Source organism: Streptomyces nidicola, assembly GCF_050106155.1.
Taxonomy (GTDB): domain Bacteria; phylum Actinomycetota; class Actinomycetes; order Streptomycetales; family Streptomycetaceae; genus Streptomyces.
In genome coordinates this window covers 5,256,911-5,281,736 of the sequence record NZ_JBNBPI010000001.1, presented here as the reverse complement: position 1 = coordinate 5,281,736, position 24,826 = coordinate 5,256,911, and the positions used below count along the sequence as shown (strand labels likewise).

At 70.5% G+C, this 24,826-nt stretch carries 27 protein-coding genes and 1 tRNA gene; 6 read left to right on the top strand and 22 right to left on the bottom strand.

Features of this window, described 5'->3' with window-relative positions; translation table 11 throughout:
- Positions 1-13 precede the first annotated feature (13 nt).
- Complete coding sequence (locus ACOKM3_RS24065; RefSeq protein ID WP_426903104.1) at positions 14-1,537, bottom strand: MFS transporter; 1,524 nt, start codon at positions 1,535-1,537, stop codon at positions 14-16.
- A 70-nt stretch (positions 1,538-1,607) separates the two neighbouring features.
- On the opposite strand from ACOKM3_RS24065, the gene ACOKM3_RS24060 reads away from it, so the two are divergent.
- On the top strand, positions 1,608-2,594 hold the full coding sequence (locus ACOKM3_RS24060; RefSeq protein WP_426906883.1) for a helix-turn-helix transcriptional regulator: 987 nt from the start codon (positions 1,608-1,610) through the stop codon (positions 2,592-2,594).
- Between the two features lie 62 nt (positions 2,595-2,656).
- Here the strand turns inward: ACOKM3_RS24060 and ACOKM3_RS24055 are convergent, their stop codons facing one another.
- A complete protein-coding gene (locus ACOKM3_RS24055) occupies positions 2,657-3,664 on the bottom strand; it encodes a sigma-70 family RNA polymerase sigma factor (protein WP_426903103.1) in 1,008 nt (335 codons plus the stop codon).
- A 172-nt stretch (positions 3,665-3,836) separates the two neighbouring features.
- Here ACOKM3_RS24055 and ACOKM3_RS24050 point away from each other — a divergent pair, with 172 nt between their 5' ends.
- Complete coding sequence (locus ACOKM3_RS24050; protein WP_426903102.1) at positions 3,837-4,355, top strand: GNAT family N-acetyltransferase; 519 nt, start codon at positions 3,837-3,839, stop codon at positions 4,353-4,355.
- Here the strand turns inward: ACOKM3_RS24050 and ACOKM3_RS24045 are convergent.
- Positions 4,352-5,122, bottom strand: coding sequence for a dioxygenase family protein (locus tag ACOKM3_RS24045; protein WP_426906882.1), 771 nt, complete (start codon positions 5,120-5,122; stop codon positions 4,352-4,354). The genes ACOKM3_RS24050 and ACOKM3_RS24045 overlap by 4 nt on opposite strands.
- 90 nt (positions 5,123-5,212) lie before the next feature.
- On the opposite strand from ACOKM3_RS24045, the gene ACOKM3_RS24040 reads away from it, so the two are divergent.
- Positions 5,213-5,746, top strand: coding sequence for a MarR family winged helix-turn-helix transcriptional regulator (locus tag ACOKM3_RS24040; RefSeq protein ID WP_426903101.1), 534 nt, complete (start codon positions 5,213-5,215; stop codon positions 5,744-5,746).
- A gap of 25 nt (positions 5,747-5,771) precedes the next feature.
- Here ACOKM3_RS24040 and ACOKM3_RS24035 read toward each other — a convergent pair whose 3' ends face one another.
- Both ACOKM3_RS24035 and ACOKM3_RS24030 read right to left on the bottom strand, forming a co-directional pair.
- Positions 5,772-7,292, bottom strand: a complete 1,521-nt coding sequence (locus ACOKM3_RS24035; RefSeq protein WP_426903100.1) for an MFS transporter — start codon at positions 7,290-7,292, stop codon at positions 5,772-5,774.
- Positions 7,293-7,434: 142 nt separating this feature from the next.
- Positions 7,435-8,094, bottom strand: a complete 660-nt coding sequence (locus ACOKM3_RS24030; RefSeq protein WP_426903099.1) for a TetR/AcrR family transcriptional regulator — start codon at positions 8,092-8,094, stop codon at positions 7,435-7,437.
- A 252-nt stretch (positions 8,095-8,346) separates the two neighbouring features.
- Here ACOKM3_RS24030 and ACOKM3_RS24025 point away from each other — a divergent pair, with 252 nt between their 5' ends.
- Positions 8,347-9,627, top strand: coding sequence for a M6 family metalloprotease domain-containing protein (locus tag ACOKM3_RS24025; protein ID WP_426903098.1), 1,281 nt, complete (start codon positions 8,347-8,349; stop codon positions 9,625-9,627).
- Between the two features lie 65 nt (positions 9,628-9,692).
- Here the strand turns inward: ACOKM3_RS24025 and ACOKM3_RS24020 are convergent, their stop codons facing one another.
- The 4 genes from ACOKM3_RS24020 to ACOKM3_RS24005 all read right to left on the bottom strand — a co-directional run bounded on the left by ACOKM3_RS24020 (position 9,693) and on the right by ACOKM3_RS24005 (position 16,581).
- Complete coding sequence (locus ACOKM3_RS24020) at positions 9,693-11,393, bottom strand: class I adenylate-forming enzyme family protein (protein WP_426903097.1); 1,701 nt, start codon at positions 11,391-11,393, stop codon at positions 9,693-9,695.
- 128 nt (positions 11,394-11,521) lie between these two features.
- The gene (locus tag ACOKM3_RS24015; RefSeq protein WP_426903096.1) at positions 11,522-13,015 is read right to left on the bottom strand and encodes an amino acid permease; all 1,494 of its coding nucleotides are present in this window, start codon (positions 13,013-13,015) and stop codon (positions 11,522-11,524) included.
- Positions 13,016-13,232: 217 nt separating this feature from the next.
- Positions 13,233-14,591: a type III PLP-dependent enzyme domain-containing protein gene (locus ACOKM3_RS24010; RefSeq protein WP_426903095.1), complete on the bottom strand. Its 1,359-nt coding sequence runs from the start codon at positions 14,589-14,591 to the stop codon at positions 13,233-13,235.
- Between the two features lie 235 nt (positions 14,592-14,826).
- A complete protein-coding gene (locus tag ACOKM3_RS24005) occupies positions 14,827-16,581 on the bottom strand; it encodes a PucR family transcriptional regulator (protein ID WP_426903094.1) in 1,755 nt (584 codons plus the stop codon).
- A gap of 129 nt (positions 16,582-16,710) precedes the next feature.
- On the opposite strand from ACOKM3_RS24005, the gene ACOKM3_RS24000 reads away from it, so the two are divergent.
- Positions 16,711-17,007 carry a DUF6401 family natural product biosynthesis protein gene (locus ACOKM3_RS24000; protein WP_426903093.1) on the top strand — a complete coding sequence of 99 codons (297 nt, stop codon included), beginning with the start codon at positions 16,711-16,713 and terminating at the stop codon, positions 17,005-17,007.
- Position 17,008: 1 nt separating this feature from the next.
- Here ACOKM3_RS24000 and ACOKM3_RS23995 read toward each other — a convergent pair whose 3' ends face one another.
- Positions 17,009-17,803 (bottom strand): mechanosensitive ion channel family protein, encoded by a 795-nt coding sequence (locus ACOKM3_RS23995; RefSeq protein WP_426903092.1) that lies wholly within the window; start codon positions 17,801-17,803, stop codon positions 17,009-17,011.
- Between the two features lie 185 nt (positions 17,804-17,988).
- Between ACOKM3_RS23995 and ACOKM3_RS23990 the strand changes: the two genes are divergently transcribed.
- Positions 17,989-18,064, top strand: a tRNA-Arg gene (locus ACOKM3_RS23990).
- Between the two features lie 68 nt (positions 18,065-18,132).
- Here the strand turns inward: ACOKM3_RS23990 and ACOKM3_RS23985 are convergent.
- From ACOKM3_RS23985 to ACOKM3_RS23930, 12 genes are all read right to left on the bottom strand, one after another.
- The gene (locus ACOKM3_RS23985; RefSeq protein WP_426903091.1) at positions 18,133-19,287 is read right to left on the bottom strand and encodes a tyrosine-type recombinase/integrase; all 1,155 of its coding nucleotides are present in this window, start codon (positions 19,285-19,287) and stop codon (positions 18,133-18,135) included.
- Entirely contained in the window at positions 19,287-19,475 is a 189-nt protein-coding gene (locus ACOKM3_RS23980; RefSeq protein WP_426903090.1) for a helix-turn-helix domain-containing protein, read from the bottom strand. The genes ACOKM3_RS23985 and ACOKM3_RS23980 overlap by 1 nt, the downstream gene beginning before the upstream one ends.
- Positions 19,472-20,866 (bottom strand): replication initiator protein RepSA, encoded by a 1,395-nt coding sequence (repSA, locus tag ACOKM3_RS23975; RefSeq protein ID WP_426903089.1) that lies wholly within the window; start codon positions 20,864-20,866, stop codon positions 19,472-19,474. Before repSA ends, ACOKM3_RS23980 begins: the two co-directional genes overlap by 4 nt.
- On the bottom strand, positions 20,863-21,084 hold the full coding sequence (locus ACOKM3_RS23970) for a hypothetical protein (RefSeq protein WP_426903088.1): 222 nt from the start codon (positions 21,082-21,084) through the stop codon (positions 20,863-20,865). Before ACOKM3_RS23970 ends, repSA begins: the two co-directional genes overlap by 4 nt.
- The gene (locus ACOKM3_RS23965; protein WP_426903087.1) at positions 21,081-21,272 is read right to left on the bottom strand and encodes a hypothetical protein; all 192 of its coding nucleotides are present in this window, start codon (positions 21,270-21,272) and stop codon (positions 21,081-21,083) included. Before ACOKM3_RS23965 ends, ACOKM3_RS23970 begins: the two co-directional genes overlap by 4 nt.
- Before the next feature lie 92 nt (positions 21,273-21,364).
- Complete coding sequence (locus ACOKM3_RS23960; RefSeq protein ID WP_426903086.1) at positions 21,365-21,658, bottom strand: SpdD-like protein; 294 nt, start codon at positions 21,656-21,658, stop codon at positions 21,365-21,367.
- A 24-nt stretch (positions 21,659-21,682) separates the two neighbouring features.
- Positions 21,683-21,838 (bottom strand): hypothetical protein, encoded by a 156-nt coding sequence (locus ACOKM3_RS23955; RefSeq protein ID WP_426903085.1) that lies wholly within the window; start codon positions 21,836-21,838, stop codon positions 21,683-21,685.
- A gap of 8 nt (positions 21,839-21,846) precedes the next feature.
- The gene (locus tag ACOKM3_RS23950; RefSeq protein ID WP_389282122.1) at positions 21,847-22,035 is read right to left on the bottom strand and encodes a mobile element transfer protein; all 189 of its coding nucleotides are present in this window, start codon (positions 22,033-22,035) and stop codon (positions 21,847-21,849) included.
- A gap of 21 nt (positions 22,036-22,056) precedes the next feature.
- The gene (locus ACOKM3_RS23945) at positions 22,057-22,731 is read right to left on the bottom strand and encodes a DUF2637 domain-containing protein (protein WP_426903084.1); all 675 of its coding nucleotides are present in this window, start codon (positions 22,729-22,731) and stop codon (positions 22,057-22,059) included.
- A 40-nt stretch (positions 22,732-22,771) separates the two neighbouring features.
- On the bottom strand, positions 22,772-22,966 hold the full coding sequence (locus tag ACOKM3_RS23940) for a hypothetical protein (protein ID WP_426903083.1): 195 nt from the start codon (positions 22,964-22,966) through the stop codon (positions 22,772-22,774).
- Positions 22,967-23,050: 84 nt separating this feature from the next.
- Entirely contained in the window at positions 23,051-24,391 is a 1,341-nt protein-coding gene (locus ACOKM3_RS23935; RefSeq protein ID WP_426903082.1) for an FtsK/SpoIIIE domain-containing protein, read from the bottom strand.
- A gap of 2 nt (positions 24,392-24,393) precedes the next feature.
- Positions 24,394-24,723 carry an SCO3933 family regulatory protein gene (locus ACOKM3_RS23930; protein WP_426903081.1) on the bottom strand — a complete coding sequence of 110 codons (330 nt, stop codon included), beginning with the start codon at positions 24,721-24,723 and terminating at the stop codon, positions 24,394-24,396.
- Positions 24,724-24,826: the final 103 nt, after the last annotated feature.

Genomic DNA, 24,826 nt, shown 5'->3' with positions numbered 1-24,826 from the left:
GAGACCCGCGGCGTCACACCAACTCGCGCGCCGGCTCCGGCTCCCGCTCCACCGCCGCGTCCTCCACGTCCCCCGAAACGACCTCACCGGTACCGCCCGAGGCCTTCGGAAGCGCGAACATCAGCACGAAGATCCCCGCCAGGATCCCCGCCACCCACACCAGCGCACCCCGGAACCCGTCCACGAACGCCAGGTTCCCCACCCCCGCCGCGAGCTTGTCCTCCACCACGTTGAAGAAGACGACGGAGACCAGGCTGAGGCCGAGCGCGTTGCCCATCTGCATCACCGTGTTGATGAGCCCGGACGCCGAACCCGCGTGCTCGCGCGGCACCTCGGAGAGCACCGCGTCGGTCAGCGGCGCGACGATCAGGCCCATGCCGAGCCCCATCACGACCAGCGGCAGCGCCATCTGCCAGGAGGCGATGCCGAGCCCGTAGTGCCCGGACTCGTATACGTAGATCAGGACGCCGACGGCCATCGTGAGCGCGCCGGCCTGCAACACCTTCCGCCCGAACCGCGGTACCAGCTTCTGCACGGAGATCCCGGCCGCGACCGAGACCGCGATCGAGAACGGCACCCCGGTCAGGCCCGCCCGCAACGCGCTCCAGCCGAGGCCGAGTTGCATGTAGAGCGTCCAGGTCAGGAAGAAGATGCCCATGACGAGGCCGAAGACGGTCTGCACGGCGATGCCGGCCGCGAAGCTCTTCACCTTGAACAGCGACAGCTCGATCAGCGGTGAACCGTCGCGCCGCGTCTTCGCCCGCTCGTACGCGACGAGTACGCCGACGAGTCCGACGGACGCCGCCATCATCACGTAGCCCCACAGCGGCCAGCCGTTCTCGCGGCCCTGGGTGAGCGGGTAGACGAGCGCCAGCATGGCGAGCGTGACGAGGACGACGCCGACGAGGTCCAGCTTCAGCGCCTTGGGGGCCTTGGACTCGCTGATGACGCGCGAGCCGAGGATCAGGGCGGCGATGCCGACGGGCAGGTTGATGAGGAAGATCGGGCGCCATTCGAGCCCGAAGATGTTCCACTCGGTCAGCAGCGCGCCCAGCAGTGGCCCGGTCACGGCGCCCATGCCGACGATCGCGCCGAACAGGCCGAAGACCTTTCCGCGTTCGTGCGCGGGGAACGTCGCGTGCACGATCGAGAGGACCTGCGGCACCATCAGTGCCGCCATGCCGCCCTGGAGGATCCGCGAGGCGACCAGCATCTCGGGGTTCGCGGCGAAGCCGCACAGCGCGGAGGCGAGGGTGAATCCGCCGACCCCGAGCAGGAAGAGCCGCTTGCGGCCGAAGATGTCGCCGAGCCGGCCGCCCGTGATCAGCAGGGCGGCGAAGGCGAGCGCGTAACCGGCGGTGATCCACTGGATCTGCCCGGTCGAGGCGCCCTCGTCGTGCTGGATGGTCGGCAGGGCGACATTGACGATCGTGACGTCGACGAGGTCCATGAAGGCCGCCGTCATCACGATGGCGAGGGCGAACCAGCGCCGGCGGTCGGTGGTGTGTTCCGCGGTTGAGGTCGTCGTTGAGGTCATGCCGGAAAGTTAGAAGCCATCTAGGTCAGTTCGTGTCCTAGATGGGCGGCATTCTGAAACCATGGAGAACATGACGCCGTCCCCGACGGACACCCCGGCCCGGCTCCTCCAACTTCTGTCGCTCCTCCAGACCCCGCGCGAGTGGCCGGGCGGCGAACTCGCCGACCGGCTCGGCGTCTCGCGCCGCACCGTGCGCAGGGACATCGACCGGCTGCGCGACCTCGGCTATCCCGTGCAGGCCACACTCGGTACGGACGGCGGCTACCGGCTCGTCGCGGGCAAGGCGCTGCCGCCGCTCGTGCTCGACGACGAGGAGGCGGTGGCGATCGCGGTGGGCCTGCGGGCCGGGGCGGGGCACGCGGTCGAGGGCGTCGAGGAGGCCTCGGTACGGGCCCTCGCCAAGCTCGAACAGGTGCTGCCCTCGCGGCTGCGCCACCGGGTGGCCACGCTCCAGACGGCCACCATCCCCCTGACCTCGGGAGACGGCGCGACGATCGCGCCGGAGACGCTCACGGTGATCGCTTCCGCGGCCGCGGGCAGCGAGCGTCTGCGCTTCAGCTACCGGGCCCGCGACACCGCGGAATCGCGCCGCTTGGTGGAGCCGCACCGGCTGGTGTCGACGGGCCGCCGCTGGTATCTCGTCGCGTACGACATCGATCGCGAGGACTGGCGCACGTTCCGCGTCGACCGCATCGCGGACCCGTTCGCCACGGGCGCGCGGTTCGCTCCGCGGGAGGTGCCGGAGGGGGACGCGGCGGAGTACGTACGCCGCTCGGTGTCGTCGTGGGGTGCGGGCGCGGCGTACGAACTGGACGTGGAGTTCGACGCCCCCGCGGAATCGATCGCGGAGCGCATCCCGGCAGCGGTCGGCGTCCCGGAACCCCTCCCGGACGGCCGGTGCCGCCTCCGCACGACCTCGACGGACCCGCTCCACTGGACGGCGATCCGCCTGGCGATGACGGGCTACGACTTCAGGGTGCGGGGACCGGAGGAACTGAAAACAGCGGTACGCGAGCTGGGAGCACGACTGGCCAACTCAAGCCCCGCCGGCGATTGAGGCGCGGGGCCCGGGGCAGAGCCCCGAGACCGCAACACCGCTACGGCGCAACGAAAACCCGGTCACGCCGCCGCGTCGAACCCCGTGTCACGCGCCAACTTCTTCAGCTCAAGAAGCGCATGCTTCTCGATCTGACGGATCCGCTCACGCGTAAGACCGTGCTCCTTGCCGACCTCCGTGAGCGTCCGCTCGCGCCCGTCCTCGATCCCGTACCGCATCTTGATGATGGACGCGGTGCGCTGGTCGAGCCGGCCGATGAGGTCGTCGAGCTCCTCGCTGCGCAGCAGCGTGAGCACGGACTGCTCGGGCGACACGGCCGACGTGTCCTCGAGCAGGTCGCCGAACTGGGTCTCGCCCTCGTCGTCCACCGACATGTTCAGCGAGACCGGGTCGCGGGCCCAGTCCAGGACGTCGACGACGCGCTCCGGCTTCGCGCCGAGCTCGGCGGCGATCTCCGTGGGCTCCGGCTCGCGGCCGTGCTCGCGGTTGAACTCGCGCTGCACGCGGCGGATCCGGCCCAGCTCCTCGACCAGGTGGACGGGGAGGCGGATGGTGCGGGACTGGTCGGCTATCGAGCGCGTGATGGCCTGGCGGATCCACCACGTCGCGTACGTGGAGAACTTGAAGCCCTTGCGGTAGTCGAACTTCTCGACCGCGCGCACCAGGCCCGCGTTCCCCTCCTGGATCAGGTCGAGCAGGGGCAGGCCGGACCGCGGGTAGCGACGGGCGACCGCCACGACGAGCCGCAGGTTCGACTTGATGAAGATGTCCTTCGCGTCCTCCGAAGCCGCGACCAGAGCTTCCAGCTCCTCGCGGGACGCCTCGACGGCGGCCTTGCTGTCGGAGACCGTGCCGTCGAGGATCTGCTGGGCGTAGACGCCCGCCTCGATGGTCTGGGACAGCTCGACTTCCTTGGCGGCGTCGAGCAGCGGTGTGCGCGCGATCTCGTCGAGGTACATGCCGACCAGGTCGCGGTCGGCGATCTCCCCGCCTACGGCGCGAACACTGCGTGCCGCATCAGTCTCGCCGGACGCGGCGGACTTACGACGGGCTACGGCACGGGTTGCCATGCGTGCTCCCTTGCGGTGGTAGGTCGGCTGTACGCCCCCTGAGGGGCCTTACGGGTGCCCTGCATCCGATGGAATCAACGACTGGAATCCGGACAGAATTCCCAAGCCGCCCATCTTTTTTCTGATCATGCAGTACCCTGTCGCGCCACAACGCGCGAAGAGGGGAGTCAGGATGGTGTCCGAGTCCACAGAGGTGCAGGTCAGGCCGGGAGTCGAGGGCGACCTCAAGGCCCTCACGGACCTCTACAACCACTATGTACGTGAGACGCCGATCACATTCGACACCGCCGTCTTCACTCCCGAAGAGCGACGTCCTTGGCTGCTCTCCCACCTTGAAGACGAACGACATCCGCTACTGGTTGCCACTGAGACGACCTCGAAACGGATCCTCGGCTACGCCACCGCCAGCAGTTTCCGCCCGAAAGCCGCGTACGACACCTCGGTGGAGGTCACGATCTACCTCGCGCCCGACGCGGGCGGCCGCGGCGTCGGCACGCAGCTCTACAAGGCCCTCTTCGAGGCCCTCGCCGCGCAGGACATCCACCGCGCGTACGCGGGCATCGCGCAGCCGAACGAGGCGTCGGCCCGGCTGCACGCCCGCTTCGGCGTCCGCCATGTGGGGACGTACGAGGAGGTGGGGCGGAAGTTCGGGGAGTACTGGGACGTGGCCTGGTACGAGAAGGCCCTCTAGCCGCCGAACTGAACCGACCGCTTCGCCAGCCCCATCCAGAACCCGTCGATCACGCTCCGCTGCCCCGCCCCCTCAAGATCGCCGAAGGCATCCGCCGCGCCCATCGCCACGAACAGCGGGGCGAAGTGCTCGGTACGCGGATGCGCCAGCGTGCCCGCCGGGGACTTCCGCGTGAAGTCGAGCAGCGCGTCCACGTCGCCCGCCTCGAGCGCCCGGTGCCCCCAGTCGTCGAACTCCGACGACCATGCCGGGATCCCGCCCTGCCGCAGCGCCGCGAGGTTGTGCGTGAAGAAGCCGGAGCCGACGATCAGCACGCCCTCGTCGCGCAGCGGCGCGAGGCGGCGGCCGATGTCCATGAGCCGGGCCGGGTCGAGCGTCGGCATCGAGATCTGGAGGATGGGGATGTCGGCGTCCGGGTACATCTCGACGAGCGGGACGTACGCGCCGTGGTCGAGCCCGCGGTCCGGCACGTCCTGGACCGGGATGCCGGGGCCGCTCAGCAACTTCCGTACGGAATCCGCGAGTTCGGGCGCGCCCGGCGCCGCGTACGTCACCTCGTAGTAGTGCTCGGGGAAGCCCCAGAAGTCGTACACGAGCGGCATGGTCTCGGTGGCGCCGAGGGCCAGCGGCGCGTTCTCCCAGTGCGCGGAGATCATCAGGATCGCCCTGGGGCGCGGGAGATCGGCCGACCACTCGGCGAGCTGGCCCGGCCACAGGGCGTCGTCGGCGAGCGGCGGCGCACCGTGGGAGAGGTAGAGCGCAGGCATCCGGTTCACGACGACCTCCTTGAAGTTTCAAGCTTTGGCTACCCACAAAAGTAAGCCTTCTTTGTTTAATCTTCAAGAAGGAGGACTACGATGGGAACCATGGAGCAGCAGCACACGGGCACAGGCAGCAATGACGCGGAGGCCACCACCTGGCTCAGCGAGGACGAGCAGCGCACCTGGCGCGCGTACCTCCATGCCACCACGCTCCTGGAGGACCACCTCGACCGGCAACTCCAGCGCGACGCGAAGATGCCGCACGTCTACTTCGGACTCCTGGTGAAGCTGAGCGAGGCGCCCCGGCGCCGGCTGCGGATGACCGAGCTGGCGCGGGAAACGAAGATCACCCGCTCCCGGCTCTCGCACGCGATCGCGCGGCTGGAGAAGAGCGGGTGGGTGCGGCGCGAGGACTGCCCCTCCGACAAGCGCGGGCAGTTCGCGATCCTCACGGACGACGGCCTGAAGGTCCTGGAGAGGACCGCGCCGGGGCACGTCGAGACCGTCCGCCAGGCCCTCTTCGCGCGGCTCACCCCCGAACAGCAGAAGTCCCTCGGCGAGATCATGATGATCGTCGCCGAGGGACTTCAGCCGAAGGAGGCCGGGGCGGACCTCCCCTGGCTCCGCTAGCCCCCCTTTTTGGGGTTCTACGAGGTCAGTGCGCGACCACCGGCACCAGCACCTCGTCCTCCGCACCCTCCGTGTCACCGGAGGCCGAGGCCGAACCCGCGCCCGGGGCGCCGGTGTTGACGAGCGTGAAGGCGATCAGGGACGCGACGGCCAGGATGCCGACGGCCCACCAGATGGCGTGGGTGTAGCCGCTCACCATGGCCTGCGCCTGAAGCAGCCGCTGGTTGGTCGCACCGGCCGCGTGGTCCGCGATGTACGCGGTGGTGGCCGAGGCCGCGATCGTGTTCAGCAGGGCCGTGCCGATGGCGCCGCCGACCTGCTGCGAGGTGTTGACCATCGCGGAGGCGACACCCGCGTCCCGGGGCTCGACGCCGATCGTGGCGAGCGACATGGCGGGCATGAACGCCGTACCCATGCCGAGGCCGAGCAGGAGCTGGGCCGGGAGGATCAGGCCGACGTACGAGGAGTCGACGGACAGCTGCGTCAGGATCAGCATGCCGAGCGCCGCCAGCAGGAAGCCGGGGCCCATCAGCAGGCGCGGGCGGACCCGCGTCATCAGGCGGGCGCCGATCTGCGTGGAGCCCGTGATCATGCCCGCGATCATCGGCAGGAACGCGAAGCCGGTCTTGACCGGCGAGAAGCCCTTCACGACCTGGAGGTAGTAGGTCAGGAAGAGGAACAGGCCGAACATCGCGATGATCGCGAGGCCGAGCGAGGCGTAGACACCGCCGCGGTTGCGGTCGGCGACGACGCGCAGCGGCAGCAGCGGGTGCTTCACGCGGGCCTCGACGGCGACGAAGGCGAGCAGCAGCACGGCCGCGGCGACGAACATGCCGACGGTGGTCGCGTCGGACCAGCCGTTGGTCTCGGCGCGCGTGAAGCCGTAGACGAGCGAGACCAGGCCGAGCGTGGACAGCAGCACGCCGGGGATGTCGAGCGGCGAGCGGTTGCGTGTGCCGGCCGGCTCACGGATGACGAAGTACGCGCCGAGCGCGGCGATGATCGCGAACGGGATGTTCACGAAGAACGTCCAGCGCCAGTTCAGGTACTCGGTGAGGAAGCCGCCGAGGATCAGGCCGACGGCGCCACCGCCACCGGCGATCGCACCGTAGATGCCGAACGCCTTGGCGCGCTCCTTGGCGTCGGTGAACATGACGGCGAGCAGGGACAGGGCGGCGGGCGCGAGCAGTGCGCCGAACAGGCCCTGAAGTGCGCGGGCGCCGAACATCATGGCCTCGCCGCCGGCCGCTCCGCCGAGCGCCGAGGCGAGGGCGAAGCCGATCAGGCCGGTGACGAAGGTGCGCTTGCGGCCCCACAGGTCCGCGATGCGCCCGCCGAACAGGAGCAGGCCTCCAAAGGCGAGCGCGTAGGCGGTGATGACCCACTGCTTGTTGCCGTCGGAGATGCCGAGGTCCTGCTGCGCGGCGGGCAGGGCGATGTTCACGATGGTGGCGTCGAGGACCACCATCAACTGGGCGAGCGCGATGAAGGCGAGTGCCTTCCAGCGGCGCGAATCGGGTGCCGTTTCCGGCAAGGGGGTACCCACAGCGGGACTCCAAGTCGTGAATAAGCGTGAGAAATCGGGTTGGTACGAAGCTGGGTGTCGCGTGGCGACTGTGGTTCTGCGAAGAGACTGGGGCTCTACGAAGAGACCAGGTTCTACGAAGAGGTGGAGAGGCGCGCGGACGTCAGTCCTGGCGGAGGTCCTCCAAGGTCGCGGGCTCGCCCGGGAGTTCCGAGCGGGCGGGTGCCATCAGGCCGTCGAGAAACAGCTGCAGATGACGGTGGACGTACCGGTCGAAGCCCAGACAGCCGGTGCCGGGCAGCGGTCGGGTGAGCTGGGAGAGGGCGACCATCAGGTCTCCGACGCCGACGTCGGAGCGCAGGTCACCGGATGTACGGGCCCGTTCGATGAGCTGCTCGACGGCGCCCGTGAGGCGGTCGCCGGCGGCGGTCAGATCCGGGTGGTCCTTGTCGAAGGTGGCATTGAGCATCGGGCACAGGGCGCCGATCCGCTCCTCTGCGGCGGCGTGCACGAACGTCCGCAGTGCGCCGAACGCGGTCGTCTCGCCGGCTTCCTCGGCGGCGAGCCCCCGCTCCGCGTGCTCGGTGATGGTGTCGGTGACCGTGATGACCACGTGGTGCATCAGCTCGCCGCGGTCCTTGAAGTTCCGGTACAGCGTGGCGTTGCCGACGCCGGCACGGCGCGCGACCTCGTCGAGCGGCAGGACGGGACCGTGCTCCACGAGCAGTTCGCGCGCGGCGTCGACGATCCGCTCCCTGTTGCGTACCGCGTCGGCCCGCGGGCGGGGGGCGCGGCGCTGCGGCTTCTCGGTCGCGGTGGTCACGGCGGCCTCCTTCACGGGTCTTCGTCTTCACGGGTCTGAGTGCACGGGCTTCGGGTGAAGTGGGGAGCTGGTCCCCGGTTCGTGCGGACACGGGTCTAAACGGGGAGAGCGTCCCCGGTTATTTCCCGCGCCTCATGTGACCTGCCTCACACACCTCTGACCTCGGAAACCCACGATCGGCGCACCCAGCGAGCGGCCCGCCACGCCCCGACCCAGGGTGATCGAAAGGGACCCGAGCGTGAGGCGGTGCGGATGCGAGCAGTGCGTCGGATACGCAGGGGCCGCCGTGGGGCGCTGCTCGCCGCGAGCACGGCGGTGGCGCTCGCCGTGACGATGACCGCGAGCACCGGCAGGCTCCTCGACGACTCGACGACCGCGGCGGGTCCCGTCGCCGTCTCGCGCACGACCTCCCTCGCCCCCTGCATGATCCGCGGCTCGTTCGGCGTCCAGATGTCGGAGGGCCTGCCCACCGCCGCCGGCTACGCCCGCTCCACCGGGACCGTGCGGGCCCTCAACCTCATGGTCGACTTCCCCGACGCGCCGGGGCAGGGCTCCGCGAAGGACCGGCTCGGCGAGTTCTTCCCTCAGACCCAGGACTGGTTCGCCACCGGCTCGTACGGAAAGCTCGACTACGTTCCCGAGGCCCCGGTCGACCACTGGCTGCGGATGCCCAAGCCGTTCACCGCGTACGGGATAGACCGCGGCGCCCCCTTCGACCCCGGCTACCGCGAGCTCGCCGACGACATCGCGGCGGCGGCCGACCCCGAGGTGGACTTCCGCCGGTACGACCTGGTGAACATCCTGGTCACGCCGAACGCGGGGCCCTCCGCGCTGGACACCGTGCTGTCGGTGACGTTCGCGGGCAACCACGAGGCGCCGGTCGCCGACGGGGTGCCGCTGTCCAACGCGTCGTTCGTGTACTCCCGTCAGGACGACGGGTCGGGCTCGTACGCCGAGACCGGGTACCGGGTGCTGCCGCACGAGAACGGGCACGTGTTCGGGCTGCCCGACCTCTACACGCAGGACGGCGGCGGGGCCGCCGGGCACTGGGACATCATGAGCGAGGACTGGGGGGCCGGGAACGATCTGCTCGGCTGGCACAAGTGGAAGCTCGGGTGGCTCGACGACAGCCAGGTCGGCTGCGCCGCGCAGCCCGGCACGACCGAGTACCGGCTGTCGCCGCTGGCCCGCGACGACGGCAGGTCGAAGCTGGTGTTCGTGCCGCTGACCCGGAAGACGGGGTACGCGATCGAGGTCCGTACGCAGGGGGGCAACGACGAGGCGGTGTGCCGGTCCGGGGTCCTCGTCTACAAGGTCGACGCGGACGTGGACACGGGCCAGGGCCCGGTCAAGGTCGAGGACGCGACACCGGACAGCGGCGGGTGCACGCGACAGCCCAACGTGCACGCGGAGTTGTCCGACGCGGCGTACCAGTCCGGCGAGGTCTTCCGCGACAAGTCCGCGGGCGTGCGGGTGACCGTGGGCGGGATCACGTCCGCCGGCGACTACCAGGTGTACGTGACGCGTAGTTAGACCCCGGGTGGCTTGAGGGGCCGTCGCCGCGCAGCCGGAAACGGGCGGTCCCGCCCCGGCACACGTCAGCCGGACGCCAACGACTCCCGCAGCTCGCGCTTGAGGATCTTGCCTGTCGCGTTGCGGGGGAGTTCGGAGGACTGGAGGACCACGTGGCTCGGGACCTTGAACGCCGCGAGGGACTTCGCCGCGAAGGCGCGGATGTCGTCCGGGGTCGCCGTCGAGCCGGGGCGGGTCCGGAGGACCGCCGCCACCTCCTCGCCCAGGACCGGATGCGGGATGCCCACGACGGCCGCCTCCAGGACGTCCGGGTGGTCGTGAAGGGTCGCCTCCACCTCCACGCAGTGGACGTTCTCGCCGCCCCTGATCACCAGGTCCTTGATCCGGTCGACGACACTGACCCGGCCCTCCGAGAGCACCGCCAGGTCCCCCGTACGGAACCACCCGTCCTCCGTGAACGCCGCCCCGGTGGCGTCCGGAGCGTTCCAGTAGCCGCGGATCAGTGGCTGGCCGCGGAGGCAGAGCTCGCCCACCTCGCCGTCCGGCAGCGGTTCGCCGAGGGGGTCCGCGATCCGTACCTCCACGGCCGGCGCCGGACGGCCCACGCTGCCCGGCCAACTCCGGTACTCCTCACCGGCGTTGGAGAGGACGCCGCCGAGCGTCTCGGTGAGGCCATAGCCGTTGCGCGGCTCGATGCGCTCGCCGTAGCGGTCGGTGAGGCGGGCCACGATGCCGGGCGGGGCCGCGGCGCCGCCCGTGCTGAACCCCGTAAGGGAGGGGAGTTCGTCGCCCAACTCCTTGGCGCGCTCCAGGAGTTGAAGGGCCGTGGCGGGGACGCCGCCGAAGCTGGTGATGCCGTGTTCGCGGATCATGGCGAGCGCCGTGTCCGGGTCCCACTTGCGCAGCACCACGATCGTGCCGCCCACCCCCATCGCCGCGTAGAAGCCGGTGAACGCCGCCACGTGGAAGAAGGGGAAGGTGAGCAGGCCGACGGGGCTCGGGCCCTGGCCGGGCACGATGCCGCGCGCCAGCGCCGTGCGGGCCGCGGCGTAGCGGGGACCCGTGACGGCGCCCATGTGGGCGTGGTGGGTGGCGACGGCTCCCTTGGGGCGACCCGTCGTACCCGAGGTGTAGAGGATCGTGGCGTCCGCGGACGGGTCGATGTCCACGTCGGGCGGGCCGAGTTGGGGGTCGGGGGTGGGCAGATCCGCCCACCGTTCGGTCCGCTCGCCGGCCACCTCCCGCCCCTCCTCGTGGCAGACCAGCGTCCACGGGCGGGGCCCCGCCGGGCCGTCGAGCCACGGACGAACCCGTTCGTAGCGTTCCCCGTCGACGACCAGCACCGCGGGCCCGCAGTCGTCGAGGGCGTACGCGCACTCCTCCGCGGTCCACCACGCGTTCAGCGGCACCGCCACGAGCCCCGCCAACTGCGCGGCCCAGAAGGCGACCTGCCACTCCGGATGGTTGCGCATCGCGATGACGGCGCGGTCGCCCGGCCGCAGCCCGTACCCGCCCGCGCTCTCGTCGTCGAGGAAGCGGCGGGCCAGCGCGCACGCCGCCGCGAAGAACTCCCCGTAGGTCATGCGCCCGTTCTCGGAGATGACGAACGGGGTGTCGCCGAACGCCCACGTCGTCTCGGCGAACTCCCGCAACGTACGGGGCCCGTCGGCATAGGAAAGGCGCCCGTCCTCGCCACGTACGACGGCGAAGGGGGCGCCCGGAGCGGTCAGCAGCGCTTCCACGGAATCCACGGCATCAGCGTCCATGGTCGGACGGTACGTCCGGCGGCCCGACCCACGTCAAGATACGTGCACCGGCCAACGGGCCCGTACAGCACGGCGGGCGGCGCGCGTGGTCCTCCACGCACACCGCCCGCCGACAGCCTTGAGGGCTCCTACGAAGCCGAGTCCGCTGCCGAAGCGGACACCGAAGCCGAAGCGGAAGCCGAAGCGGCCTCCGCATGCTCCGCCACCCGCTTGCGCGTCAGGAACCAGCCGATCACCAGGCCCACCACGATCAGCGGCGAGCAGTACACCGACATCGCCGAGTCGCCGCCGCCGACGACCATCAGGACCACGACCGCGACCAGGAAGACGATGGTCAGCCAGCTCGTGAAGGGCGCGCCCGGCAGCCGGAACGACGGGCGCTCCAGCTCGCCGCGCAGGGACTTACGGCGCAGCACCATCTGGCAGATCATGATCATGACCCAGGTGCCGATCATCGTGATCGCCGAGAAGTTGATGACGATCGAGAACGCCCGCTCGGGCACGATGTAGTTGAGGATGATGCCCGCGATGTAGCAGGTGGCTGTCAGCAGCACGCCACCGTAGGGCACGCCCTTCTTGCTCATCTTCGTGGTGAACCCGGGCGCGGAACCCGCGAGTCCCATGGAGCGCAGCACGCGGCCGGTCGAGTAGAGGCCGGAGTTGCAGCTGGAGAGGGCCGCCGTGAGGATCACGAAGTTCATGATGCCGCTGATGCCGGGCACGCCCAGCTTGCCGAGCAGCGTCACGAACGGCGACTCGCCGGCCTTGTACGCGCTCCACGGCAGCAGCAGGACGAGCAGCAGCACGGACCCGACGTAGAACAGCACGATGCGCCACGACACGGAGTTGATGGCGCGCGGGATGACCTTGCGCGGGTTCTCCGTCTCGCCGGAGGCGATGCCGACCATCTCGATGGCCGCGTACGCGAAGACGACGCCCTGGATCAGGACGATGGCCGGGAGCAGGCCGTTCGGCAGCATGCCGCCGTTGTCGGTGATCAGCTGCGGGCCCGTGGCGTGGCCGTCGACGGGGTGACGGCTCGCCAGCAGCCAGCAGCCGATGGCGAGGAACGCCAGGATCGCGGCGACCTTGATGATCGAGAACCAGAACTCGAACTCGCCGAACCAGCGCACCGAGATCAGGTTCGCGCCGAGCACCACGAGCAGCGCCACCAGGGCGAGCGTCCACTGGGGGATGTCGCGGAAGGCGGCCCAGTACTGCAGATACATCGCCACCGCGGTGATCTCCGCGATGCCGCTGCATATCCAGTGCAGGAAGTAGACCCAGCCGGTCGTGTACGCGGCCTTCTCGCCGAGGAACTCGCGCGAGTACGACACGAACGAGCCGGACGACGGCCGGTGCATGACCAGCTCGCCCATCGCGCGCGTGATGAAGAAGGCGAACAGGCCGGTGATGGCGAAGATGATCACCAAGGACGGGCCCGCCACGTTCAGCCGCTCTCCCGCGCCGAGGAAGAGGCCGGTGCCGATGGCGCCGCCGAAAGCGATCATCTGGACCTGACGATTGCGCAGGCCGGCCGCGTAACCCCCCTCACGGATGGCTCCGGCCGTGGCCTTGCCGCCCGTGGTCACACTGCGTTCGGCTTGTGCTGTGTGCTCCATGGTTCTCCGACGTTCGTGCAAAACGGCATGCCGCACCCACACACGCGAACGTGAGCGCGGACGCAGATGCGAACGCGGGCAGGCGTGTGCGACATACCTGTTGGACAGGATTGATCCGCCGGATTCGGCGAACCTCGAGATCGGAACGGATCTCGGTGGAGTGTGCCGCGGGCGGACCACGCGACGACACGCCACTGTAAACCGTTCACAGGGGCAACTAATCCACGAGCCCGACCGGGAGCCCGAGGAGCGAACCGGCGTACTGGGCACCGGACTCGGCGAGCACCTCGTCGAGAGTCTGCGCGGAACGAATCGGCGCGAAGGTCACCTTGCCCGATTCTGTCCCGTTCTCCGTGCGGACATATCCGTACACAGCTGGGCGCGGAAGGCTGTTGTAGTGGAAGTGGGTCGAGAAGTAGTACGCGCCGGTGTCGTACAGCGCGACGAGATCGCCGGGCTCCAGTTCGGGCAGCTCACGGCCGCGCGCCACGAGGTCGCCGGCGAAGCAGCAGGGCCCGGCCACGTCCTGCACCAGCGGCGCGCTCGTCCGCGGCCTGCCCTCGGCGTCGTACGCGCCGACCCGCAGCGGCCACGACTCGGGCGCGAAGACGGTACGGGTCGCCACCTGCGCGCCCGCGTGCGTCACGGCGATCCGGCGGCCGCCGGAGGTCTTGGTGTACTCGACGTGGGCGGCGATGAACCCCTGCTTGGCGAGGAGCGAGCGGCCGAACTCGGTGACGAGCGTGTACCGCCCGTCGAAGAGCCCGGGGACGGTGCGGCGCAGGAGGCTCGCGTACTCCTCGAAGCCGGGAGTGACCTCGTCCGACGCGAAGTTCACCGGCAGACCGCCGCCGATGTCGAGGGTGTCGATCTGCTGGCGCCCGACATGCGCGTTGACCTTCTCGGCCAGGTCGTACGCGGCCCGTACGCCCTCGGCCATCAGCTCCAGGGCGACGCCCTGGGAGCCGGTGTGGGTGTGCAGGCGCGTCATCCACGGCCGCGCCTTGTACGCGCCGAGAACCCACTGCTCCGCGCCCTCGTCGCGCAGCGCGACACCGAACTTGGAGGTGGCGGTCGCGGTGCTCATCGCGCCGATGGAGCCGCTGCCGACCTGCGGGTTCACGCGCAGCCCGACGGGGGCGCACCCGGCGCCGAACTCCTCGACGAGGGCGTCGATCCGGTCCAGCTCCTGCGGGTTGTCGGCGTTCACGGCGATGCCGCTCGCCAACGCGTCGCGCAGCTCGCCGACGGTCTTGGCGGGCGAGTCGAAGACGATCCGCTCGGCGGGCACCCCTGCCGCCCGCGCGAGCGCCAGCTCACCGGGGCTCGCGACCTCCGCGCCGACGCCCTCCTCGTTCAGGAGCGCGAGCACGGGGACGAGCGAGGCGGCCTTCACCGCGAAGGTGTGCCGCGCCTCGACACCCGCGAACGCCGCTTTCAGCGCACGCGCCGCCTCCCTGACCCCGGCCACGTCGAGCAGCCCGAGCACGGGGGCGTCGGGCCCTACGAGCCCCTGCTCGACGGCGGCGCGCAGGGCGGCGTCGCGGCGGGCGGCGGAGGCGGGGGGCTGCGGCATCAGGGGGTGTCCTGCCTTCTGCTTGGTACGTGCATCCACTGGTACGTGGTCGGGCACTCGTCACTGTGCAGCGTGGCGGGGTGGCGTGTCTGCGTGCGCCGGCACGAAGTACGGGGTGGGGGTGCTGTGGGCCGCCACAAGGAACGGCGGACGGGCACGCGCGCGTGGTGCGTGCGCACGACAGTGGGTGGGCGGGCGTGGTGGCGAAGCACCATGCGGGCGATCGCGCGGGGGTTCACGGCAGCGGGATCAGCCCGGCCCGCCGCAGCCCGAGCTCGACCACGAGCCGTACGTCGGGATCGCCGAGGTCGAACCCGCCCAGCTCACGAGCCCGGCGCAGCCGGTACCGCAACGTATTCGCATGGATCCCCAGATACCGGGCCGTGGCCCCGGCGTCCCCGAAGAACGCCAGATGCGCGGCGACCGTGCGCGGCAGATCCGTCCCGTGCCGCTCGTCGTGCGCGAGGAGCGCCGCCACGGCGTCCCCGACCGACGGCACCTGCGCGGCGACGGCGTCCGACACCCGCAGCGCGTCCAGGGCGAACCGCACGTCGTCGGCGCCCGCCACCTCGGGCTCCCCGCGCTCGCACAGCACCCGCAACACCTCGCCGGCCCCGGCACGCGAGTCCACGGCATCCCTCAGCCCGCCGACGACCGGCCCCACGGCGACCAGCGGCTTGACCCCGGCGCCGCGCAGCACGGCGGCGAGGTCCTTGGCGAGCCGCTGGGCGGCGTCGGGCCGGGGGTCGCTGAGCAACACGTCGAACCGATCGGCATCACTTCCGGCCCCGCCGACGTCTGCATTTCCAGCCCCTGGGGCGCTTGAGGAGCGGGGCCCGGGGCGGAGCCCCGAGACCGGGCCACGGAGAGCCGCCCCGTACGCCGGGGCCAAGCCCCCCGCCACCCGATACGCAAACGCCGGCAGGCCATACGCGGCAACCCGCAACGCCACCGCCCGCAACGCCCTCTCCCGCACCTCCGGCGCCACCGCCCCCACGACCACGGCCGCCAGCACGGCACACGGCTGCCCCGGATCGACGCCGAGCGCGGCGCCCGCCGCGTCCACATCGGGCGACGGATCCTCGAACAGCGCCCGCACCGCGTGCCGACGCCGCCCCTCCGCCGACCGGGACCGCAGCCGGTGATGCAGCAGATGCGGCACGGCGATGGCGGCAGCCTGCCGCAACGCCTCCCGCGCCCCCGCCGGCAACGGCTCCCCGTCGGCAGCCGCCCACAGCGAACCGAGGACCTCCTCCCCCGCACGCACAGCGACAGCCAGCCGCTCGGGAAACCGCCCGTCCGCGGCCCGATGCACGACATCCCCCGCCCACAACGCCGCGAGGAACCCGCTCTCGGCCAGCTCCTCGACCCGCCACCGCGGCACCCGCCGCCCGAGGATGGTCAGCCGCCGCAACGGGTCGGCGGTGTCGGCGGTGGGCGAGTACGCCAGCACGTTGGACTCGGGGTCCTCGATGGTGATCGCGCCCCCGACGAGCGCGGCGAGCGCGGAGGCGAGGGCGGGCAGATCGCCGAGCCCCACGTCGACGCCGGGTTCGGGCACCCGCGCCCCACCCGCCGCGAGCGCGGCCCGCAGCAGCCCGATCAGCTCGCCCCAGTCCACCCACGGGGCACGGGCGAGCAACGCGGTGGACACGCCATCGGCGACCTCACCGAGCAGCGGCGCCACACCTTCAGCACCCCGCCGCACCACAAGCGCGGCAGCCCCGGCCCGATCGGCGGCACGCAACACCTCAGCAGCAGCGGGATCAGAGGTATCGACGCCCACGGCGATGAGCACCCGCCCCCGCTCCTGGAGGCTCTCGCCGGAGTCGAACACCCCGACCCCGCCCACGGCCACGTCCGTCCCGCACGGCGCCCGCACGACCTGCACGACGTCCCGCCCCACGACCTCGACGACCTGCGCCAACGTGGGGCCCGCGCCCGGAGCGGGATTCTCGGGCTGCGGCCTGCCGGACGCGGAAAACTCCATGCCCCCAGTCTCACCGATCACGTGCGGACCGCCGGATGTGACGAACAAGGCACCACAAAAGGTGCACTTGTGAGCAACAGCACCTGCCGCCCACGTCCAATCGACCTTCCACGCCCATACGTTGGACGGATGTCCCCTCTTGCCCGGGTGAGCGCGGCGTACGGCCCGCGCTTCGCCGAATTCGCCTTCGAGCCCGCCTTCCTGGCCGCGGTCGACCAGCACGTGGCGGAGCTCCGCGAACGCCTGGAGGCCGGCTCGGCCGACCTGCACCCACCGGCTCCCGACGCCGAAGTGCTCGCCGACTACTCACTCGGCTTCCTCGACGCGCTCACCGAGACCGGCTGGCTCGAACCCGTGGGCCACGACTACGCGGTGTGCCGCCTCACCGCCATCAGCTGGCTGGCGAGACGGCACAACCTGGCCTAGGTCACTGGTTGTCGAACCGCTCCCGCTCCTGCGCGGGCTGATTGGTCAGCGCGTCCTCACGCCCGGCCTGATAGGCACCGGCGCCACCGCCGAGGTTCCCCTTCGCCTTGGCGGTCTCCTCCTCGGCCATGTTCAGCCACCGCTCCCAGCGCTGCCGCATCGGCCCGATGAGCCCGCCGCCGACACCGACGATCAGGATCCCGGCCCCGGCCGCGAGACCGGCGATCAGCACCGGCTGCGTGACGGACGTGGCGATGCCCGCCTGCCCGAGCGCGGCGATGGCACCGAGGACCACGATGCAGGCCCACACGATGGTGCCGATGGTCTTCCCGTACGACACACCGGACAGGGCGTTGGTGACGATGTCACGCACCAGGTTGGCGACGGCCATGGCCACCACGATCAGGACGACCGCGACGATGCCGCGCGGCAGCCAGGCGACGATGCCGTTGATCATGTCGGACACGGGGTTGTCGCCGAAGACACCGAAGCCGAGCTGGAGCACGATCAGCATCAGGGCGACGTAGACGACCTTGCAGAGGATCGCGGTCGTGTCGTACTTCGACCCCTCGAGCATCTTCGCCGAACCGGCCCGCTCGGCGAGCCTCTCCGAGCCGATCTTCCTGAGCCCCCGGTCGAGGAGCTTGGTGATCATCTTGGCGATGAACCACCCGATGACCATGACGACGACGAAGCCGAGAAACTTCGGCACGAACTCGGCGACCTTCGACCACGCGTCGTTCAGCCCTTGAGTGAAGTCGACAGCGAGTGTGCTGGGGGCTGGGTTCTGGAGCATGAGTGGCCCTCCACTCAGTGGGGCCGGACACCACAACACGGCATCCGACGAGACGTGTCCCCCCTCGTTTCCCTACGTCCCTCCGGCTTAACAGCCCCAGCCGCCCCCGGCCGCCCCACATCCCCCATTGGCGTGACGCACGGCCACCCCCACACCCCGAACCCGATCCGCTACGCTGTTCACGCGCCTTCGTAGCTCAGGGGATAGAGCACCGCTCTCCTAAAGCGGGTGTCGCAGGTTCGAATCCTGCCGGGGGCACCAGCGCAAAGGCCCCGGACCGATCATGGTCCGGGGCCTTTGACATCTACAGCTGACATCAACGCGGGCGGTCACTGACGACCGCGACGGGTCCTGAGCAGCCGATCCATGTGGCTCATCGCCTCACGCTGGGTGTCCTGGACGACGTGCGTGTACACGTCCATGGTGATGCTGATCTGGCTGTGCCCGAGGATCTCCATCACGACACGGGGCGCGACTCCGGCCGCCGTGAGGAGGGTGGCCGTGCCGTGCCGGGCATCGTGGAGGCGGATGACGCGGATGCCGGCCGACTCGGCGACGCGCGTGAACGAGCGGTACAGGTTGCGCGGCTCGACCGGGCGGCCGTTGCGAGTGGCGAACACGTAGTCCGTTCCAGTAGCCCAGCTCTCCCCCGCCTTGGCGCGAGCAACTGCCTGCCGCATCCGGTGCCAGCGCAGGGGCGCGATGCAGAGGCCGGGCAGCGGGACGGCTCGACGGCGGCGGCTCTTGGGGTCGTCGTCGTACAGGACGCCACGACGGCGCTGCGTCTGCTGGCGCACGTAGAGGACGCGGTTTTCGAGGTCGAGGTCCGACCAGCGCAGGCCGACGATCTCTCCTCGGCGGAGGCCCATCGCGATGGCGAGGACGAAGGCCGCGTAGAGCGGGTCCTTCCGGGAGGCCGTGAGGAAGTCGAGGGTCTCGTCCAGAGTCCAGGGGTGCAGCTCTCGTGAGTCGGTCCGGGGCGGCTCGACGAGCTTTGCCACGTTGCGCGTGATCAGCTCCTCGCGGCAGGCGGAGGAGAGTGCCGAGCGCAGCACGCGGTGCGACTCCTTGGCAGTCGCGGCGGTGGTCTGCTTCTCCAGGCGGACGAGGAAGCGGCGCACGTCGGCGACGCCCAGGGATTCGAGCCGCTTCGCACCGAGGATCGGCGACAGGTAAAGCCGCGTGTGGGCCTCGTACTTGTCGTACGTGCTGAGCTTCCGGCGCGGCTTGATGACGTTGTCCAGCCAGTACGGCAGCCACTCGGAGAGCTTGGCCGAACGGGTCGGGACGGGCACGCCCTGGTCGACCTTGTCGAGCAGCTCCCGACGCTTCGTGTCGCACTCGGCCCAGGTCTTGCCGTAGGCGAACTTCCGGGCCCGCGTGCCGTCGGGCTGGAGGACGTACACCGCGCACTGGTAGCGGCCGTCCTTGCGCTTGGTGATCGTGCCAGCACCGTTGGGGTTGCGCTTGCGCTGACCGGCCATCAGGCGGCCTCCTCGATCTGCCCGAGGACGAAGTCCCGTACGGCGTCGGCCGGGATGCGTCGCGCGCCATCAATCTTGATCGAGACCAGGCGGTGCGAGCGGATCAGGTCGTAGACCTTGGAGCGTCCGAGCTTGAGACGCGTCATGACCTCGGGCACGGTCAGCAGTTCGGAAGCTGCGGTGGTCACGGGGTGGTTCCTTCCATGTCGAGTTGTGCGGGCAGTTCTTGGCGGGCGAGTTCGCGGTTCTGCTCGATGTCGCGGCGGACGTTGGCCGCCAGCCAGGACTCCCCGGGGGTGTGGCCGTGGCCGGCATAGGTCCAGTGGGCGAGCGTCAGCGTGGTCTCTTCCGGGATCTCGTCGGGGTCGGGCAGGCCGAGCGCGGCGCGGTGTTGGGCGGCGCGGTAGTCGGCGCGGACCTGGCGCAGGGCGCCGAGGGTGGTCGAGTAGCGGCGGGACTTGGTGGAGAAGTGGCCGCGGAAGCCGAGCATGTGCGCCCAGTCGCGCAGCTTGCGATCGGGGTAGGCGTCGTGAAGGTCGAGGCAGGCCTCGATGAGGCGGCGCGGGTGATCCGGCACATCGAGGAGCGTCAGCGCTTCCTTGTTGCCGATGCGGCGGTCCACAGTGCCGGTGGTCTCGGCCGCCTTGGTCGCGTACTTGGCCACGTACGAGGCGACCGCAGCCTCTGTGATCTCGGAGCCGTCGCCGAACGCCTTGATCTCTTGGATGTCCAGGCGGTCGCCCCAGCACAGGACGCGGGCGGGGTGGTCGCCGGAGGCGTCCAGGTCGACGCGGACGCGAGCAGCTGCGGCACGGATCGCGTCGGTGAGGAGGTCGACGGTTGCCCAGTGCGGTGGCGGGGAGTCCGGGCCTTCGGGGCCGTCGAAGCGGATCACGGCGTGGAAGTGGATGGCGCCGCGCTTTTGGTACTCGGCGACCTTGCCGAAGGAGAGCCGGGACTGTTCCTTGGCCGCCTTCTGCGTGAGCCCGGCGCGGGCGGCGATCTCGCGGCGCAGGTAGATCGTGAAGTAGCGCCACAGCTCGGAGGCGTGGTTGTTCCACAGGACCGCGCCCGCGTAGTCGTACGTGGCCGGGTCGAGCGGGGTGCCCAACTCGGGTGCGTCCTCCGGGTGTCGGGTGCCGCAGCGGCAGGGCCGGGTGCCGGGCCGGTTGTGGACCGGGCCGAAGCTCGGGGCGGTGAGCGTGGCGAAGACGCGGGGGTGTTCGCGCACGGTGGGCGGGGTGCCCTTGGCCGGGTCGCCGACGAGGCCCGCGCGGATCAGGTGGTAGGTGTCGCCCGCGTAGGTCCAGGCGCAGGCCGGGCAGCGCGAGGCGCGGCGGTTGCCGCAGGCGATCCGGAGTCTGCCGCCGGGCTCGTTGTCGGTCGAGTAGGAGTAGAGGGCCTGGCCGGTGGCGCGGTCGCGGGTGACGGTCGAGCCCTGGATGTGGATGGGGTCGGAGCAGCCGCCGGTGCGGCGGATCTGGTCTTGGATGCGGTCGAAGCCGGGGGACCCGGCCACCCTCAGCACGTCGGCGAGGGTGGCCGGGTCCAGGCCCGCCGTGGTGGCGGTGTTGGTCACGCGCTCACCTCGGCAGAGGTGGCCATGGTGTCGAGGATCTGCGCGGCCTCGTTGAGGCGGGCGGCCAGGTCCCGCAGCGCCTTGGACGTGTCGGGCGAGGCCAGCAAGCTGATTTCCACGTTGCTGCCGCCGACGCGGACGACGACGAAGTCATCGAAGGTGGCGAGCCGCGAAGCGCTGTCCGGCTCCATGTGGGCGGAAACGGTCAGGGACTTCATGCCGTCACCCCCACGCGGGCAAGGGTGCGGACGGACGTGACGCCGGAGCCCTTGCAGGTGCGGCAGGTGACCTTGATGACGTGCAGGTGTCCGGCATTGTCGCGGCCGAGGTCGGAGGATACGGCGACGGTCGGGAAGCCGTCGCAGTCTCGGCAGACGCGCGAGCGGGCAGGGGTGGGCTGGGCCATGATGAGACTTCCCTTTCGGGTCCGTGGGATCTGGAGGGGCGGAGCCGTCCGGGGCGGCGGAAGTTTGGCGACCGAGGCCGCCCCGGAGGGCGTTACTTGCGCTCTTGGTTGAGGACCGAGCGGACGACGAGTGCGACGATCGCGAGCGATCCAGCGGTGATCGCGACCGCGAGGAGCATGGAGACGAGCACGGTCCCGATGACGAGGACCGCGGCCGTTCCACCGCCGACGAGGAGCGCCAGCGAGCCGGGGGTGAGCTGCACCGTGGGCCGCGTGGGGGCGACCGGGGCGGGCGCCGGGACCTGGTGGTGCTCAACGGCGGCGCCGCTGAGCGGGATGGTCTGGCCGGTCGGCTGGTCGTTGACCGGGATCTTCGGCGTGAACACGAGCGGACTCCTTTCTGAAGTCGATCAGTTGACGAGGGAGCCGACGGCGGGGCCGAGGAAGCTGTGGGCTATGAGGTAGCCGCCGAGCAGGAGCAGGATCACGAGCCAGATCGGCGGCCGGGTGAGCTTGATGCCGAGGACTCCGACGACGATCACGGCGAGCCAGAGCGGGACGTCCACGAGGTCTCCTAGGCCGAGCAGCGGTGGGTTCGGGCGGCGAGTTCGGCGGCGGAGCGGTCGTTGTACTCCGTGGAGAAGTCGCAGCGGGGCGCGGTGCAGGCGGCCGTGTGGCGGTCGCGGCCGCGTCCGTCGTAGAAGGTGGCGACCTGGACCGGGCCGAACTTGCGGACGTTGCGGAAGCGCCGGTAAGCGGTCATGAGGGTGGTGCTCCTTCCTGGTCAGGTGAGTTGGAGTTGCGCGGCGATCGAGTCGACGACCGGTGCGGGCAGCCCGAGTTGGGCGCGCAGGCTCGCGGCCGGGAGCGGGGTGCCGGTGGTCGCGTGGTGCTTGTCGGCGAGCTTGCGGGCGTGGTCCAGGAGTGCCGGCGGAACGCTCACCGGGTCCGACTTCGGCTCCGGGGTCGGGGTCGGTTCGGCGACCGGGAGTTCGGCGGGCTCGGCCGGTTCCGGGCGCTCGTCGAGTTCGGGCGTGGGCTCGGCGCGGTGCACGTCGACCGGGGCCGGTTCCTCGGTCGGCTCCGGCGCAGACACCTCGGCCGGTGTGTGCACGAGGAGCGTGCCGCCGAGGAAGGCGAGCGCGGGCCATCCGGCGACGACGATGCGCAGCCAGGCCGGAACGTGGTCGAGGTCGAGGAGTCCGGCGGTCGCGATGTTGGCGCCGAGTGAGGCGAACAGCGCGATCACGAACCAGGCCCATGCGGCGCGGTCACCGCGAGCGGTGCGCAGTCGGCGCCAGGCCGCGACCAAGAGCAGGTCGACGCTGATCGGGTAGGCCCAGGCTTTCCAGCCGGACTGTCCGGCGGCTTCGGCCAGGTCGTGCAGGTGGGAGAAGGACAGGGCTCCGGCGATCACGGCTTGGATGAGCACGGCGTCCAGGCGGATCGAGCGGTTCACCGTCATCACCTCCTAGCGGGGGTCGGGCCCGGACAGGCGGTCAGCGGTTGCTGCGGGGGTAGCCGTGGCCGGGCGGCGGGTACATCGCGGGCTCGTAGGCGCCGTACAGGGCGACAGCCAGGCCGTACGCGGCGACCTCGACGAACTCGGGGTCGGCGTCCGGGGTGTTGGCGTAGTCGCTCAGATCGGAGATGAGGGCGGACGTGATGCTGAGGTCGGCGCAGGTCGAGCACATGAGTGTGGTTCCTCTCTCGGATCAGACATGGGCGGGGTAGGGACCTGGCGCGAGACGGTCACGCCAACCGGGGTTGAGGGAGCGTCAGCCGATCGCGGGGGCCGTGGTCGGCCGGGGCGGGATCGTCGACGCGGGAACCGGCGTACTCGCCGGGCGGAACGGATCGAGGGCCGGAAGGTCCGGTGCCAGGTGGGCGAACTCGCGGCACACGGCGACGGTTTCGTCCACGGTGGTCAGCGGGGTGCGGATGCGGCCCCAGCCTCCGGAGGAGTCCGCAGCGACGGCCTGTCCGGGCCGGTCGGCGGGGATGGTGCACGCCACCGGTACCGACTCCGGGGCCACGTCGTTCAGCCCCATCTCGGCCGTCTGCTTGTCGTTGACCCGGTGCACCACGCGGCCGGTGAGCTGAGCGCGGAGCATGGTCGCGCCCTTGCCCAGCTCGGAGCCGAACCGCTGCCCGCAGATCTCCAGGTAGAGCCCGACCGCGCGGGACAGTTGGGCCAACCGGATCAGGCCCGTGACGATCCGCTCGCGACGCTCCTCATCCTTCTTCGAGGAGATCAGGAACAGTTCGGCGATCTCGTCGACCAGGACCACGATCGGATCCGGACGCAGGTCCTCGGAAAGCTCCCACAGGTCCGAGACGCCGTGCTTGGCCAGCAGATCGAAGCGGTCCTCCATCTCCGCCACCAGTACATCGATCAGCGAGGCGGCGTCGTCGGGGTTGGTCGCCAGGGCGGACAGGCGCGGGGCGTAGCGGTTCTGCTCGACCCCGCGCTTGCAGTCGATGCCCACCAGGGCGACGGGCAGTTGGGCGAGTCCCTTGATCAGGTTGCGCTGGTACATGGACTTGCCGGACTGGTTCGCCCCGAGGGTGAGCGCCTGGGGGATCTCGCGGTAATTCCGCTCGTACACGGTCCCGTCGTCCCGGATCGCGACCGGCACCACGAGGCCGTGCGGCGCGGTCTTCTTCGGCATCTGCACCCGCTTGAGCAGGTCGAAGCCAGTCATGCGCAGTTCCACATATCCCGGCTTGGTCGGGCGGACGTGGACCGCGTGGACGCCCCAGGCGTGCCGCAGCCGCTCGGAGGCCGCCGCGATATCGGCGGGCTCCATGCCAGCAGGCAGACGAAGCGTGACCCGCAGGCCGGTCGAGGTGCCCCGCACCCGGCGGATCTTCGGCGCCACCGGCTGAACCTCACCACGGGCGATCCGGCGGGACATGAACGCCCGCAGGCCGGACGGCTGCACCGTCAGCCCGCACACGTCCATCGTGTTCTTGTACGAGAAGGAGAACCGGCCCCAGGCCATCGGCAGACCGATCGTCGCCCAGTACACGCGGGGCGCACGGACCTTGGCGTAGCCGACGCCACCAGCACCCGCTATGGCGCCCGTCGCCTCAAGCCACATGGTCAGGTCGGCCATGATCAGGCCACCGTGGTCAGCGCGGCCGCACGGAACGCGATCCCGTGCCGCTTCTCGCCGTTGAACGTGTTCTCCCAGTCGCGAGCCTTCAGGCCGATCACGCTCACCGGCATGCCCGGCGTCAGGCCCTCGGGAAGACCCGTCTCCGGGATGGTCACCTGGTAGAGGTTTCCATCGCCCTCGTCCGAGACCAGCAGGCCCACCGTCGACAGCGGCGCGTCCGTCTCCCGGTCCACGGCCCGCTCACCCGTCTTCTTGTTGACCAGCTTCGGCTCGGGGGTGGTCGCCACGAACACAACGGCAGTCGAAACGTCGATCTTGAAGGACGGCATTGCGTCTCCTCTAGTAGAGTTTCGCTCCTGCACTCATGTACAGGAGTTATGAGTACGAGAGTGCCCAACTCATGTACATGAGTCAAGCGCTAGAGGCCGAGAG